At 68.8% G+C, this 16,071-nt stretch carries 7 protein-coding genes; 5 read left to right on the top strand and 2 right to left on the bottom strand.

The window, feature by feature from the left end; translation table 11 throughout:
- Positions 1-7 precede the first annotated feature (7 nt).
- The 5 genes from leuS to HLH36_RS08430 all read left to right on the top strand — a co-directional run bounded on the left by leuS (position 8) and on the right by HLH36_RS08430 (position 13,619).
- On the top strand, positions 8-2,623 hold the full coding sequence (gene leuS, locus HLH36_RS08450; protein ID WP_182985944.1) for a leucine--tRNA ligase: 2,616 nt from the start codon (positions 8-10) through the stop codon (positions 2,621-2,623).
- Between the two features lie 4 nt (positions 2,624-2,627).
- Positions 2,628-3,377, top strand: a complete 750-nt coding sequence (locus HLH36_RS08445; RefSeq protein ID WP_182985943.1) for an LPS assembly lipoprotein LptE — start codon at positions 2,628-2,630, stop codon at positions 3,375-3,377.
- Positions 3,374-4,390 carry a DNA polymerase III subunit delta gene (gene holA, locus HLH36_RS08440; RefSeq protein ID WP_182985942.1) on the top strand — a complete coding sequence of 339 codons (1,017 nt, stop codon included), beginning with the start codon at positions 3,374-3,376 and terminating at the stop codon, positions 4,388-4,390. Before HLH36_RS08445 ends, holA begins: the two co-directional genes overlap by 4 nt.
- Positions 4,391-5,289: 899 nt before the next feature.
- Positions 5,290-12,336 (top strand): type I polyketide synthase, encoded by a 7,047-nt coding sequence (locus HLH36_RS08435; protein ID WP_182985941.1) that lies wholly within the window; start codon positions 5,290-5,292, stop codon positions 12,334-12,336.
- A complete protein-coding gene (locus tag HLH36_RS08430; RefSeq protein ID WP_182985940.1) occupies positions 12,333-13,619 on the top strand; it encodes an aminotransferase class I/II-fold pyridoxal phosphate-dependent enzyme in 1,287 nt (428 codons plus the stop codon). Before HLH36_RS08435 ends, HLH36_RS08430 begins: the two co-directional genes overlap by 4 nt.
- Here HLH36_RS08430 and HLH36_RS08425 read toward each other — a convergent pair.
- Positions 13,592-14,785: a capsule biosynthesis protein gene (locus tag HLH36_RS08425; RefSeq protein ID WP_182985939.1), complete on the bottom strand. Its 1,194-nt coding sequence runs from the start codon at positions 14,783-14,785 to the stop codon at positions 13,592-13,594. The two genes, HLH36_RS08430 and HLH36_RS08425, sit on opposite strands and share 28 nt — an antisense overlap.
- A 53-nt stretch (positions 14,786-14,838) precedes the next feature.
- Positions 14,839-16,038, bottom strand: a complete 1,200-nt coding sequence (locus HLH36_RS08420) for a glycosyltransferase family 4 protein (protein ID WP_220792757.1) — start codon at positions 16,036-16,038, stop codon at positions 14,839-14,841.
- Positions 16,039-16,071: the final 33 nt, after the last annotated feature.

The raw sequence follows: 16,071 nt of genomic DNA, 5'->3' as shown, positions 1-16,071 counted from the left end.
CCCTGCCATGACTGAAATGACCCCCGCTTCCTACGATTTCCGCACGGCCGAACCGCGCTGGCAGGCCGAGTGGGAGCGGGCGGGCGCCTTCGACGTGCCCGACGTACCGCCGGCCGATCGCCCGAAATATTACGTGCTGGAGATGTTCCCCTATCCGTCGGGGCAGCTCCATATGGGCCATGTCCGCAACTACACGCTGGGCGACGTGGTGGCGCGCTACAAGCGGGCCAGGGGGTTTTCGGTGCTGCACCCGATGGGGTGGGACGCGTTCGGCCTGCCGGCGGAAAACGCGGCGCGGGAACGGGGCGTGCATCCGCAGGCCTGGACGCTGGACAATATCGCCGCCATGCGCGGCACGCTCAAGCGGCTGGGCTTCTCGTTCAACTGGGACCGCGAGATCGCGACCTGCCTGCCCGAATATTACGGCAAGCAGCAGAAGCTGTTCCTGGACATGCTCCGGGGCGATCTGGTCGAGCGGCGTGAGAGCTGGGTCAACTGGGACCCGGTGGACCACACCGTGCTGGCGAACGAGCAGGTGGTGGACGGGCGCGGCTGGCGGTCGGGCGCGCTGATCGAGAAGAAGAAACTGTCGCAGTGGTTCCTGCGCATCACCAAGTTCGCCCCTGAGCTGCTGGAGGGCCTGTCGCACCTGCCGCGCTGGCCTGAGCGGGTCCGCATCATGCAGGAACGCTGGATCGGCCGCTCGGTCGGTGCGCGCGTGCGCTTTGCGCTGCATACGCCGCCCGAGGGGTTCGACACCGATCTGGATTCGGTCGATGTCTATACCACCCGGCCCGACACGCTGTTCGGCATGGCGTTCCTGGCGGTTGCGGCCGACCATCCGCTGGCCGCGAAGGTCGCGGAAAACAATCCCGAGGCCGCCGCCTTCATCGCCGAATGCCGCCGCCTGGGTACCTCCGAGGAGGCGATCGAGAAGGCCGAGAAGCGCGGTTTCGACACCGGCCTGCGCGTGTCGCATCCCTTCATGCCCGATCAGAGCTTTCCGGTCTGGATCGCCAATTTCGTGCTGATGGAGTACGGCACCGGCGCCATCTTCGGCTGCCCGTGCGGCGACCAGCGCGACCTGGATTTCGCCAATGCCTATCACCTGCCCTTCCGTCCGGTCATCCTGCCGGCGGGCGAGGATGCCTCGACCTTCGCCATTACCGCCAAGGCGTGGGACGGTGACGGCACGCTGATCAATTCCGGCTTCCTGGACGGTCTGGACACCAGGGCCGCCCGGGCAGAGGCCATCAGCCGCCTGGAAGGGATGGGCATCGGCCGGGGCGTGGAAAACTGGCGCCTGCGCGACTGGGGCATCTCGCGCCAGCGCTACTGGGGCTGCCCGATCCCGGTCATCCATTGCGCCGCCTGCGGCCCGGTTCCGGTGCCCGACGACCAGTTGCCCGTCACGCTGCCCGAGGATGTGACGTTCGACCGACCGGGCAATCCGCTGGACCACCATCCGACCTGGAAGCATGTGGCCTGTCCGCGCTGCGGCGCGGATGCGACGCGCGAGACCGACACGTTCGACACGTTCGTCGACAGTTCGTGGTATTTCGCCCGCTTCACCGCCCCGCATGCCGCCGAGCCGACCGTCCTTCCGGCCGCCAATGGCTGGCTGCCGGTCGATCAGTATATCGGCGGGATCGAGCATGCGATCCTGCATCTGCTCTATGCGCGCTTCTTTACCCGGGCGATGCGCGAGACCGGGCATCTGGGGCTGGACGAGCCGTTCGACGGGCTGTTCACGCAGGGCATGGTCAATCACGAGAGCTACCGCGACGCAGACGGGCTGTGGCTGTACCCGGAGGAAGTCGAGCGGCGCGGCGACGGCGCGGTGCATCGTGAGACCGGTGCCCCGGTGACGATCGGCCGGGTCGAGAAAATGTCCAAATCCAAGCGCAACACCGTGGCGCCGGTGGCGATCATCGAGCGGTTCGGTGCCGATACCGCGCGCTGGTTCGTGCTGTCGGACAGCCCGCCGGAGCGCGACATGGAATGGACCGAGGCCGGCGTTGCCGGCGCCGCGCGCTTCCTGCAACGGCTCTACCGCGTGGTGCGGACGGTGGCCGAGACCGTCCCGGCCGCCGCGCCTGCCGAGACCGCGCCGTCCGAAGCCGCCGATACGCTGCGCCGTGCCACCCACCGCGCCATCGCGGCCGTGAGCGAGGCGCTGGAAAGCTTCGCGATCAATGTCGCGGTGGCCCGCCTGCACGAGCTGACCTCCGCCCTGGCGGAAGCCGAGCGTGCGTCGGCCGATGCCGGCATGGACCATGCGCGGCGCGAGGCCGCGCTCGCCCTGTGCCTGCTGGCCGCCCCGATGGTTCCCCATCAGGCGGAAGACATGCTGGCCCTGCTGGAACCGGGCCAGGCGCCGGCCGTCGATCGCCCCTGGCCGGTGGCCGAGCCCGAGCTGCTGGTGGCGCGCGAGCTGACCATCGCGGTCCAGATCATGGGCAAGCTGCGCGGCACGGTGGCCGCGCCGCCCGACGCGCCGGCCGAAACGGTGATCGCCCTGGCGGAAAACGAGCCCAATGTGGCGCGCCTGCTGGAGGGCAAGCGCATCGTCAAGCGCATCCATGTGCCCAACCGCATCGTCAATTTCGTGATTGCGGGCTGATCGCATGCCGCACCTGCCCCACTCCGACGCGCCCCGTTCGTATCGTCCGCTCCGCCGGGCGGTGCTGGTGGCCATGGTGACGATGCTGGGCGGGTGCGGCTTCCAGCCCCTTTACGGATCGCCCGCGGGCAGTACTGCCGCGGGCGGGACGATCCCCGACCAGTTGCGCCAGATCTACGTGGCCAGCATTCCGGAACGGTACGGGCAGGAATTGCGGCTGTTCCTGCAACAGAACCTGGCCGGGGCCGAGCAGGAAGACCCGACCGGCTATACGCTGCGCGTCAGTTCCTATGTGATGAACGAGGCGATCGACATCCATTCGGACAACACGACCGGCCGCACCCGGGCCACGGCCCATGCGCACTGGATGCTCTATACCGTCGCACCGACCCCGGTGCTGGTGACGCAGGGCGACACGCAGGTCATGGATGGCGAGAACGAGACGTTCGAGCAATATTTCGCCCAGAACCTGAATCAGGCGGCTCTCGCGCGTCGGGTCGCGCAGGCTGTCGCCGAGCGCATTACCCAGCAGCTCGCGATCTGGTTCAGGACCCGCGCCGCGCCTGCCCAGCGAACGGTGATGCCGCAGGCTACCTATGTCGACCCGAACGTCATGCCCAATTCCAGCACCGAAATCCCGCGCCAGTCGGTCGGTGAGGACGGCCTGCCCGGCATGGCGATCGGCCGTTCCTCCCCCGATCCTTCCGGCACGGCGGGAAGCGAGCCGGGCAACGGAACAGTCAACAACCAGTGAAGGTCGATGCCCGCTCGGTCGCCCGCATCCTGCGCGACCCCGGTACGCTGCGGGCCATCCTTCTGCATGGCGAGGATAGCGGCCTGATCCGCGAGCGCGCGCGCCTGGCCGCCACCGCCATCGCGCCGCAACTGGACGATCCGTTCCGCGTCGCGGTGCTGGATCGCGAGGCGGCGGATCGGCTGGAAGAGGAGATTTTCGCGCTTTCCCTCAGCGGCGGGCGACGGGTCGTGTGGGTGCGTGACGGCGGCGACAGCCTGACGGCGCCGCTGAAGGCAAGCCTGGCCCGCAATTCCGACACGCTGGTCATCATCGAAGCGCCCGGCCTCGCCAGCCGCTCGCGCCTGCGTGCCCTGGCCGAAGCGCAGGTCGATTGCGCCGCGATCGGCTGCTACCCGGAGGAAGGGCGGGCCCTGGAGGGCACGATCCGCCAGAGCCTGGGGGAAGAGGACATCCGCATCGACGCCGATGCGCTGTCCTGGTTCGCCGGCCTGCTGGGTCCCGATCGTGCCGCGATGCGCGGTGAGGTCGAGAAACTGGCTCTCTATGCCGGTCGGGGCGGGCATCTGACGCTGGATGATGTCCGCACCTGCATCGGCGATGCCGCCGGCGTATCGCTGGAAGACGCGGCCTTTGCCGCCACTGTCGGCGATCGGGCCGGCGCGGATACCGCCATCGAGCGGGCTTTGGCCGAGGGCACCAGCCCGATTGCCGTCGCGCGGGCGCTGCTGTCGCATCTGCACCGGCTGCGCCGGGCGCGAATCGCGATGGATTCGGGGCAAAGCCGGGCGGATGCCATGCGCGGACTGCGCCCGCCGGTTTTCTTCAAGCGGACTGAATCCTTTGGCCAGGCCCTGTCGCTGTGGACGGAAGAACGCCTGATGGACGCCGCCGAGCAGACCCAGGCGCTGGAGAAAGAGTGCAAGCAGACCGGTGCGCCGGACCTCGCGCTGTGCCGCCGTCACATCGCGCGCCTGGCCGCGACCGCGACGATGCTGCGCCGCGAGCGCTGACGCGTCGTCCCCTTTCCCTTCGGGGGCGCTTGCCCGAATCTCCGTGCTCGGTTAGAAACAGGCTGTGTGTCCGCGTAGCTCAGCAGGATAGAGCACAGGATTCCTGGTTTTCAAATTGGGCGTCATGGCGGGAAACCTCATGACGGATCCGCTCAAATTCGGGGAACGCTCTGACACGCTGTGTCGTGCCGATCCCGAGCCAAGCCCGGCCTTGCCGGGACGGTGTAGAGACTGGACGGGCGGCACCTGTCGGCCTTCGGGCCCAGGGTGAAGGGACAGTCCAGACCACGAACGCCATTTCCGGATGGCGGCGGCGAAAGCCGAAGTGGGATGAATCCTGGGGCCGTGGGTTCGAATCCCGCCGCGGACACCACAAGACGCCGCAGATGCGTCGCACCCTGTCAGCCTGTTGATTGCCATGCTGCTCGAGCGGGGCAGCCGTTGGTTTTCGGCAAGCATGCATGGCGGTGACATTCTTATGCCCGAGGCGTCGAAAGACATAAAAAAACCACAGACGATGCCGGTTATTCGTCAGTAATCGGGTGACGGATAACAGGTCCGCAGCCAAGAGGTTATATGTACCTTCGATAAAGGCGTCCGGAAGCACGAAAGAAAATCACAGCCATCGTCTGAATGATTGCCGAATAGTCCTGCACTGATGCGGCACGGTGGGACCAGTCGCCCGCCGCGCGCTGTGGCCCAGATGGGGGCAGTTCCAAATTCCCTCATATGCTTCGCGCAGGATATCAAGCGGCCCGGCCGGCCTTGCCCCCATCTCTCCGGACGGTGTGTCTCATGAAACCAGCTGAACTATTTTTTCAACGCCGATATGGCTTTTCCCCCCGACCCGACCGCGTTACATCGTAGTCCGATCATCGCATTGGGACACATATCTCTTCATGCATAACAGTTCGACGTCCGAGCCGAATACCACTACTCGGGATGAGCCCATCGCCATCATCGGCGCATCCTGCCGCCTTCCCGGGGCGCCGGACGTCAACAGCCTGTGGCAGTTGCTGGACGAGGAACGCGAAAGCGTGCGCCCGATCCCGGCAAATCGTTTTCCGCTCCGGGATTTCTGGCACCCTCGTCGCGGCGAGACGGGCAAGTTCTATGCCACCCGGGCGTCGACGCTGGATGAAATCGAACTGTTCGATGCAGCCTTTTTCGGCATTTCGGCCCGCGAGGCCAGGCAGATGGACCCGCAGCAGCGACTGCTGCTGGAACTGGCCTGGGAAGCCCTGGAAGACGCGGGCACGACGGCGGACCGCATCGCGTCGGCCGGCGTCTATGTCGGCGCGTCGGGCCTGGAATATGCCAACCTCCGCCTGACCGACCCGTCATCGGGCAATGCCTATTTCATGCCCGGCAACACGCTGAGCATCTTCTCGAACCGCGTCTCCTACGCTCTGGGCCTGCATGGGCCGAGCATGACCATCGATACCGCCTGCTCGTCCTCGCTGTTCGCCCTTCACGAGGCGTGCGAGGACCTGCGTGCGGGCCGGACGGGCGTGGCCCTGGTCGGCGGTGTCAGCATGCTGCTGACGCCGTACCCCTTCATCGGTTTCTGCGCCGCGAGCATGCTGTCCCCGACAGGGCGGTGCCACGCCTTCAGCGCCGATGCGGACGGCTATGTCCGGGGCGAAGGCGGCGTCATGCTGCTGCTCAAGCCCCTGTCGGCCGCACAGCGGGACGGCGACGACATCCGTGCCGTGATCATGGCCAGCGGAATCAATGCCGATGGCCGGACGCCGGGCCTGACATTCCCCAGCGCCCAGGCCCAGGCCGAGCTGCTGCGCGAGGTCTACGGGAAGGCCGGCGTCTCGGCGGACCAGGTCGCCTTCGTCGAGGCGCACGGCACCGGCACCCAGGCGGGAGACCCGGTGGAGACGAATGCGCTGGGCACCGCACTGGGCCAGTTGCGCGATACGCCCCTGCCGATCGGTTCGGTCAAGACCAATCTCGGGCATCTGGAACCGGCGTCGGGCCTGGTCAGCATGCTGAAGGCCATGCTTGCGCTGCAGAACCGGCGCCTGCCCGCATCGCTGCATTGCACGAATCCGAATCCGGCCATCCCCTTCGCCGAACTCAACCTGGAAGTCGTCACCGAGGCCCGGCCGCTCGCGGATGGCCCGCTGATCGCCGGCGTCAACAATTTCGGCTTCGGGGGCGCCAATGCCCATGTGATCCTTGCCAGCGCCCCGGTTGCGCCCGCTGCCGCGCCGCCCGTCGCGACCCCGTCGGATGACGCGGTGCCGTTGCTGCTGTCCGCCCGCTCGGAAGCCGGCCTGGCCAGCCTTGCACGCGTCTGGTCCACCCGGGCGTGGACCGATGCCGAGCTGCGCGGTCTGGCGACCCGCCGGGCACACCTGCCTCATCGCCTGGGCGTTCCGGGGGGAGACGCGGCGGAGATGCGCGCGGCGCTGGCCGCGTGGGTCGATACGCACGCCCATGCGGATGTGGTGACCGGTCAGGCACTCGCCCAGGCGCGCACCGTCTTCGTGTTTTCCGGCAATGGCAGCCAGTTCTCGGGCATGGGGCAGGATCTGCTGGAGATCAGCCCTGTCTTCGCTGCCGGGGTGGGGGAGGCAGACGCTGCCCTGCGCCCGCATCTCGGCTGGTCGGTCCTGGAGGCGATGCGGTCGGGCGACTGGTCGGCCGATCCGGCCGACGTCGCGCAGCCCATGCTGTTCGCCTTCCAGATCGGCGTTCTGCGCGGGCTGGAGCGGCAGGGGCTCAAGGCTGATATCGTCGTCGGCCACAGCGTCGGCGAAATCGCGGCCGGGGTCCATGCCGGCATGCTGGACATGGACGAAGCCGCGCGCATCGTCGCCCTGCGCAGCCGCCATCAGGCGACGGCACCCGGCGGCGGCATGGCCGCGCTGCATGGCGATGTCGAAGAGGCCGGGCGTCTGCTGGCCGAAGCGGCGCCGACCCTGGAAATCGCGGCCTTCAATGCGCCGAATGCCCTGGCCGTGGCTGGCGAGGCCGAAGCGCTCGATCGGCTGGAGGCGGCGAAGGGTGGTTCCTCGCTGCTGGTCCACCGCCTGAAGGTGGGTTATGCCTATCACAGCAGCCATATGGACCGGATCGCGGACGCGCTGATCCGCGATCTGGGCGAGATCACCGCGCGCCTGCCGGAACGGCTGATGATCTCGACCGTGACCGGCCAGTCCTTCACGACCCTGCCCGATGCCGATTACTGGTGGCGTAATGTCCGCGCGCCGGTGCTGTTTGCCGAATCGGTGCGCCAGGCGGCGGCGGAAGGCGGCACGGTCTTCGTCGAGATCGGTCCCCGTCCGGTCCTGCAACATTATCTGCGCGACATCCTGAAGGGTGGCGACGCGCAAACCCGCGTCATGCCGGCGGTCCCGGCCAAGATCACGACCGATCCGTTCCCCCGCACCGCGCTGGCGTGCTTTGCGGCGGGCTGCGACATCCTGTCCGCGTCGCATTTCGCCGGTCCGGCCCAGGTCCGGGGCCTGCCAGGCGTGCAGTGGCAGCGCGAGCGCCACTGGTACGAACCCACCGAGGAAGCCCTGGCGGTGCTGTGGAACCAGCAGGGCACGCACCCCCTGCTGGGCGACCACGGCAAGACGGATGCAAGCGAGTGGACCGCGCATCTGGACGGCGCGGTGCAGCCCTGGCTGGCCGACCACAAGGTTGGCGACACGATCGTCCTGGCTGCGGCCTGCCTGATCGAATTCGCCTTTACGGCCGCGCGGGCGACATGGCCGGACGCGCAGATGCTGGAACTGCGCGATTTCCAGATCCTGCGCCCCGTCATCATCGAACAGACGCAACTGCGTGAAATCCGGGTCCGGCTGTCGGCGGACGGCGCCGTGACCATCGACAGCCGTCCCCGGCTGTCCCATGCGGTCTGGACGCGCCATGCCACCGCCCGCGCCGGGCTGTCGCCGGTTGCCCCGGCCGCCCTGCCGTCGGCCGCCACCGATACCGACATGACGGGCGACGCGCTTTACGCCACGGCCCGCGCTGCCGGACTGGCCTATGGGCCGGCCTTCCGCCGGGTTGGCGGGATCTCCATGGCTACGGACCGGGTGGAGGCCACCCTGACCGGCGAGGCGCCGCTCGATGGCCTGACCCTGGACCCGACGGCGCTGGACGGCACGTTCCAGGCCCTGGTCGGGCTGGCCGTCAACCATACCGATGCCACCGAAGCCCCGCTGCCGCGCAAATTCGGCATCATCCGGCTGGACCTGACCGCCGGCACGCCCGCACGCGGCCAGGCGGTGGTCACGACCTCCGGCCCGCGCGAGACCGAGGCCGATATCGTGATGCTGGATGCCACCGGCCGCGCCGTGCTGTCGGCCACCGGCTGCTGGTTCACCCGCATGCCGGGCGAACGCCCGGTGCCGGTCGCCGAACGCAGCTTCCACGAGATCTGGCTGCCGGCGCCTGTCGCGTCGGCCCCGCTGTCCGACGAGCGGTTCCTGGGCCTGCGCCCGGCCATGGAGACGCCGGCCGGCGATGCGGATGACAAGGATGCCGGCCTGCTGGCCCATACGATCCTCGCCGGACTCCGCGCCTCGGAGGCTCCGGCCACCGAGGATGCGCCGGACCTTGCCCGTCTTTGGCAGACCCTTTTCCTCGACCTGCCGCAATGGTTGCCGGCGGCCCTGCTGCTGGCCTGGGTACAGGAACGGAAGAGCGCGGGCACAGCCCCCGATGCGGCGCGCGGCGACGATTCATTCCCCGATATCGCCTTCCGGCAGCTGCTCTCCGGCCGCAGCGTGGAACTGGCGGCCGAGCAGATCGCGGCCACCATCGCCGCCTATATGCAGGACTGGCCGCAGGACCGGCCGCTCCGCGTGCTGGAACTGCATGCCGACCGTGCGGCCCTGACCCGCGCGCTTGCCCCGCGCCTCGCGAGCCTGCCGGGCCGGCTGGACTATACGATCCTGGAGCCGAATCGCGAGCGACAGGCCCGGTTGCGCCCGACCGTGCTGGCCCACCTGCCCGGCATCGTCATGGCCGAGACCGTGCCCGAGGGTGCCTATGACGTGCTGGTCGCCTATGCGCCCGGCCTGCACGGCATGGTGCCGGCGACGACGCTCGCCCACGCCGACCGCCTTGCGCCGGGGGGGCTGATCCTGGTGGCCGAGGCGGCCGAGGATGCGGGCTGGGCCACGTTGCGCGACCTGTCGCCCGAGCCGCTGCTGACGATTGCCGCCTGGCGCGACCTGCCGCACCGCCTGCGCGCGGTGGCCGAAAGCGTGCCCGCCCAGGCGCCCTTCCCGCTCGCCGTGCTGGCGGCGGTCGCGGTCGAAGCCGAGGTTGCCGAAGCCGCCGCCGAGAGCGTGTCCGCGCCGCCCGCGATTCGCCTGTCCCATACGCCCGCGCATGATGAGGGCGCGGATGAGGCCACCCTCACCGCCCGTGCGATGCTGGCCCTGGCCGGTGACGCCCGCGCGGCGGCCGAGGCTGGAGACTATCTGGCCGTCGTGACCCGTGAGGCGGCCACCACGCCGCACGAGGCCGCGCGCATGGCCCTGGGCCGGACGATCGCCAACGAGTTCCCTGCCCTGCGCTGTCGCCGGATCGACCTCTCCGCCACCCTGTCGGAGACTGCGATCGCGGCCGCCCTGGATGCGGAGCGCAACGCCACGGACGATGAGCGCGAAGTGCGCTGGACGGAAGAGGGCCGTCTGGTCCGCCGCCTGCGCGAGGGCCTGCCGGCGCGCGCGGCGGCGGCGGCGGTGGATGTGCGGCTGATCCAGCCCGTGCCCGGTCCGCTCGACCGCCTGTGCTGGATGCCGGAGCCCCGGACAGAGCCCGGCCCGCGTGACGTGGTGATCGACGTCCAGGCCAGCGGGCTGAATTATCGCGATGTGCTGTCGGCCATCGGCATGCTGCCCGACGAATTGCTGCTGGACGGTTTTGCCGGCGCGACGCTGGGCATGGAATGCGCGGGCACCGTGCTGGCCGTCGGGGCGGAGGTCACCGACCTGGCCCCCGGCGACCGCGTCATGGCCCTGGCCGCCGCCGCGCATGCCAGCCGTGTGGTCACCGACCGGCGCAGCGTCTTCGCGCTGCCGGAATGGCTGTCCTTCGCGGCCGGCGCGACCATTCCCGTCACCTATCTGACCGTGCTGTATGCGCTGGAGACCGTTGGCGCGCTGCGGGCCGGCGAGACGATCCTGATCCACGGTGCCGCCGGCGGTGTCGGCCTGGCCGCGATTCAATATGCCAGCCATGTCGGGGCGCGCATCATCGCCACCGCCGGTTCGCCCGCCAAGCGGGCGGCCCTGCGCGAACTGGGGATCGAGACCGTCCTGGACAGCCGGTCGCTGCGTTTCGGGGCCGATGTCCTGACTGCCACCGATGGGCAGGGTGTGGACGTGGTGCTCAATGCCCTCAGCGGCGAGGCCATGGAGCGCAGCCTGGAGCTGGTGCGCCCCTTCGGCCGCTTCCTGGAACTGGGCAAGCGCGACTTCCTGGCCAATACGCGGGTCGGCATCGGTCCGATGCGGCAGAATGTCAGCTATCACGCGATCGATGTCGACGCGCTGGTGCGGCATCGCCCGGATCTGGTCTCGACCGTGACGGACCGGCTGCACGCCCTGCTCGAGGACGGTGCGATCGGGCCGCTGCCTTATACCGCCTTCCCGGCCTCCGCCGCGACCGACGCGTTCGCCCTGATGCGGACCTCGGCCCATGTCGGCAAGATCGTGCTGACGATGGGGCCGGTCCATGTGCCGCCGACGCTGGATGTCCCGGCTGACCGCACCGTGCTGGTCACGGGCGGCACCGGCGGCTTCGGCGCACGCGCCGCGCGGTGGCTCGTCGCCCGTGGGGCCCGCCACCTGGTGCTGCTCAGCCGGCGTGGGCCGGCGGCCGAAGGCGTCGCGGCGCTGCGCGAGACGCTGCTGGAGGCCGGTGCGCGGACGGTGGAGGTCCGGGCCTGCGACGTGACCGACCATGCGCGCCTGGCTGCCCTGCTCGCGGAGATCCGTGCCACGATGCCGCCCCTGGGCGGGATCGTGCATGCCGCCGTCACCGTGGCGGACGGGCTGGTCGCGACCCTCTCCGAGGAGCAGGTCATGGCATCGGTCCAGGCCAAGCTGGCCGGCGCCCTGTCGCTGGACGCGCTGACGCGCGACGATCCGCTGTCGCTGTTCCTGGTCTTCTCGTCCGCCACCATCACGCTCGGCGCGCCGGGCCAGGGTGCGTATGTGGCGGCCAACGCGGCGGTCGAGGCCATGATCCAGCGCCGGCGCGATGCGGGCCTGCCCGGCTGCGCCGTCCGCTGGGGGCCGATCGCCGATGCCGGCTTCCTGGAACGCAACGAAGCGGCGCGCGAGGCGCTGGACCGGCGGCTGGGCGCGCGTTCGATGCGTTCGATGGCCGCGCTGGATGCCCTGCCCGACCTGCTGGCCTCGTCCGATCCATGGCCCGTCCTGGCCGAAATGGACTGGCAGGCCACCGGCAGCCTGCCGATCCTGAGCGAGCCGCTGTTCGGCGCCGTGGCCCGCCGCCGCGACGAGGACAGCGATACCGGCGACCTGATGAGCCTGCTGGCCACGGCCAGCGAGGACCGGCGGGAGGAAATCGTCGCCGACCTGATCCTGGGCGAACTGACCCGCATCATGCAGACCGACCGCGAGGCCCTGCCCATGGACCAGCCGCTGGCCGAGCTGGGGATGGATTCGCTGACGGCGGTCGAACTGGCGCTGGGGCTGGAACGCCGGCTGGGCGTGTCGCTGCCCGGCTTCGCCTGGCAGGAAATGACGGTCCGGCGCGTTGCGCGCCAGGTGTCCACCCTGCTGGGCAACAAGGGACAGGATGCCCCCGCCGCCACGCCGGACGAGGCGGTGATGGCCCGCCACCTGTCGGATGAGGAACGGCATGTCGTGGCCGAGACCGCCGAAGCACCAGAGGCCCCCGAGCCTGCTCTTTCGAACGAAGAAGAAACCATCCGATGACGGGACCGAAATTCGGCCGGCGGCTGGGCGAGCGCATCAAGCTCCTCGCCAGCCTCTCGGGCACCGCGCCGGCCGAGACCGGCACGCGCGGCTGGTCGCTGCCGGGCGTGGAGGAAATGGAGTTCATGGCGAAGCGGGCGGCGGCGCTGGGCGTCTCCGATCCGTTCTTCCGCCAGCATGACGGGCTGGCGGCGGCCACGACCCTGATCGACGGGCGCGAATACATCAATTTCTCGTCCTACGATTATCTGGGCCTGAATGGCGATCCGCGCGTGATCGGCCGGGTGGAGGAGGCGCTCCATCGCTTCGGCACAACGGTTTCGGCCAGCCGCATGGTCTCGGGCGAACGTCCGTTCCATCGGGAGCTGGAACGCGCCCTGGCCGAATGGCATGGCGCCGAAGATTGCGTCGTGATGGTGTCGGGCCACGCCACCAACGTAACCACGCTGGCGCAGCTCATGCGGCCGGGCGACCTGATCATCCATGATGCGCTGGCCCATAACAGCCTGATCCAGGGGGCGATCCTGTCGGGCGCGCGGCGCATCGCCTTTACCCATAACGATGTCGCGGCGGCGCGCGAGCAGCTCTGGATGCATCGCCGGGCCCACAAGCGCGCGCTGCTGGTCCTTGAAGGCCATTACAGCATGGATGGCGACATCCCCGACCTGGCGGCCTTCGTCGAGCTGGCCCGCGAGTTCGACTGCATGACGCTGGTGGACGAGGCGCATTCGACCGGCGTGCTCGGCGCGCGCGGGCATGGCATTGCCGAAGAGGCAGGCGTTGCCCCGGACTCGATCGATCTATGGATGGGCACGCTCAGCAAGAGCCTGATCTCCTGCGGCGGCTACATCGCCGGCCGCGCCGATATCATTACCTACCTGAAGCGTACTGCCGCCGGCTTCGTCTATTCCGTCGGGCTGCCGCCGACCAATGCCGCCGCTTCTATGGCGGCGCTGGACATCATTCGCGAGGAGCCGTGGCGCATCGCGCGCCTGCGCGAGAATTCAACCCAGTTGCTGCGCCTGTTCCGCGAGGCCGGGTTCGATACCGGTACCTCCGAGGGCTACGGCATCGTGCCGCTGGTCACCGGCAGTTCCCTGCTGGCCGGCCGCCTGTCGCAGGCCCTGTTCGAACGGGGCCTTAACGTCCAGCCCATCATCCACCCGGCAGTGCCGGAAAAGGCGGCGCGCCTGCGCTTTTTCGTCAGCGCATCGCACACGCCCGGGCAGATCGAACAGACCGTATCCCTGGTCGGTCAGGCCATGCGGGCCCTGTCGGAATAGGCCGACAGAATCCTCCGCACCGAGCCCTCGACCGCGAGGGCGCGCCCCTCGGGGGTGAAGAAATCGCCCTCGACCAGGACTTCCTGGATCAGCATGCGGCAGAACGCATCGAGCAGTTGGCTGTCCGGCTTGCTCGCCTCCTGCCAGAAACGGTCCAGGGGCTCCTGGAACGTCAGCCCTTCGACATCGTAGATGGCTTCGCCCAGGATCTTGACCGGCCTGTTGCGCCGCAGCGCCAGCAACCCGACCGTGCTGTTGACCGTCACAATCCCCTCGCTGGCGTCCAGAACGGGATCGAGCGGGCCGTCGGCCATGAAATAGACCCGCTGCGCGATGCCCAGCGCGCGCGCGTGCCGGCCGATCAGCCCTTCCCAATCGGTCAGGCGCGGATCGAGCGGATGCCGGCGGATGACCAGGGAGAGCGATGCGGGCGCATGCCCGGCGAAGGAGACCAGGATACGCTCCAGCGCCTCGGCCATGCTGTGGAACGGCGAATGGACCCGCAACTGGTAATCGCCATCCAGTTGCATGGGCACCAGCATGAACGGCCCGTCGGGCAGGGTCGCTTCCTTCGGCTTGCGCAGCAATTGCCCCGCCCAGTCCCGCAGCCAGCCCGCATATTCCACGAACGGGCTGATCACGGCATGAAAGCGCGCGTGGGGAAACAGCGGCGTCATGGCCACGCGCAGCCCATGGTAGGACACATCATAGACGGCGCGCCGCAGGAAATCCGAATGCGGGTTGTAGCGCATGGGCGGCCATGGCGCCCTGCCCCGTTCGCGGATCGCCGCGGCATCGCGCGGCAGGGCCGAAAATCCGTTGACGCCATGGGGCTCCAGCGTGATCCAGCCGGGCCTCAGATATCCTTCCTCGAACACCCAGATGGCGATGCCGCGCGCCCGTGCGATGTCGGTCGCCACCAGATGGATCGGGCGGCAGTCACCAAACAGGATGATCGCATCCGGCCTGTCCTCATCGACGATCTTTTCGAGAAAGCCAGGCAGGGCATCCTGCCGTCCACGAAACCACGTGACATCGTGCGAAAAGACGACATCCCCGCCATTGAAGGCGATGCGGCGGACATGATGACCGGCAGCCCGAAGCGCCACCGCCAGTTCGGAGAAGAACGGCGTGGCATTCCCCTGCAGCATCAGAAAACTCAGCAAACCGTCTCCACCTTCCTATCCGTCACGTGAACGCGCCATGGCGCGCATGCCCGCTATCCCCCATCCCTGCCGTCGAGTACGGCCAGGGCGGTCAGTCCGGCGACCACCTGGGTCGGCCAGTCGGCGAATGACGGTGCGGCGACCCTGCCCGCCGCGCTGTCATCCGCGCTCAGTTCCCGGATCGCACGCCGCCAGCCAGGCCCATCCAGGGGGTCGAGATAGACGGGCAGGTCTCCGGCGATCTCGCGGAAAACCGGCAGATCGCTGCACAGGCACGGGATACCCATCGCCAGGGCCTCCAGCAGCGGAAGACCGAACCCTTCGGCGAAGGACGGGAACAGCAGCGCGCGCGCGCCATGGACCAGACCGGCGACAGCCTTGTCGGACAGGGTGGCATGTTCATGCACGATCCCCTGCAGAGCCGGGCATCGCTCGATCATGTCCAGGATATTTTCATTTTCCCATCCGCGCCGCCCGATGATCACCAGATGCGGCAGCGGGGCGGAACCGCCCTCGGCGGCCATCTGGCGCCAGAGATTCAGCAGCAGCAGGTGATTCTTTCGCGGCTCGATCGTCCCCAGGATGACGAAATAGGGCGCATCCGGCGCCAGGCTACCGACGGACGCAGGGACATCGGAGGGGACGAGGCACCCGTGATGCACCACGCTGACCGGCGGGCAGTGCCCGTGCGGGGCCAGATAGGCCCGCAGGGACTCCCCGACCGGCCGGGACGGCACGATCACGGCCTCCGCCAGCCGCCCCACCGTATCCATGCGCCGGCGATGGCGGTCGGGTTCGGTGGGACGGGCATATTCGGGATATTCGATCGGGATCAGGTCATGGACCATGACCGCCATCCCGGCATCCGCGCGTTTCAGGAACGCCTCGATCACGTCCTGGCGCATCAGGTGATGATGCGAAAGAAGAAGATATGTCCGACGCTGTTTCGTATTGCCGACCGCCCCGAGTGCTGCCGCCTGCAGCAGTAATCCGGCCATCAGCGATGCGGCGCGCGATGGCCGCGTCCCGCTTGCCCAGGCCCGCGCCAGAATCCGCAGGAAGCAATCCGTCAGGCGGCGTGGCAGGATGCCGATCCGCCCGATCGGATGCCAGGCCACGAACATGACCCGCGAAGACGGAAAGCGCATGAGATACAGCGCATATTCCAGTTCCACGCGGTCGATCCCCGTCGGTACCGCGCTGCCGGCGCGCGACAGCAGGCGGGAGATATCCAGCAGGACCGGACGGGGCATGATATCGGCGCGCCGTCGCGAAGCTTGAACCTG

It is taken from the genome of Gluconacetobacter aggeris (assembly GCF_014174395.1).
GTDB classification, from domain to species: domain Bacteria; phylum Pseudomonadota; class Alphaproteobacteria; order Acetobacterales; family Acetobacteraceae; genus Gluconacetobacter; species Gluconacetobacter aggeris.
Note: the sequence above shows the minus strand (reverse complement) of the source record. Positions and strands in the feature narration are given on the sequence as shown.

Bases quoted from the DNA above. Each gene is read 5' to 3' on its own strand.
- leuS (WP_182985944.1), top strand. From the start codon at position 8: ATGACTGAAATGACCCCCGCTTCCTACGATTTCCGCACGGCCGAACCG.
- HLH36_RS08445 (WP_182985943.1), top strand. From the start codon at position 2,628: ATGCCGCACCTGCCCCACTCCGACGCGCCCCGTTCGTATCGTCCGCTC.
- HLH36_RS08435 (WP_182985941.1), top strand. From the start codon at position 5,290: ATGCATAACAGTTCGACGTCCGAGCCGAATACCACTACTCGGGATGAG.
- HLH36_RS08430 (WP_182985940.1), top strand. From the start codon at position 12,333: ATGACGGGACCGAAATTCGGCCGGCGGCTGGGCGAGCGCATCAAGCTC.
- HLH36_RS08420 (WP_220792757.1), bottom strand. From the start codon at position 16,038: ATGCCCCGTCCGGTCCTGCTGGATATCTCCCGCCTGCTGTCGCGCGCC.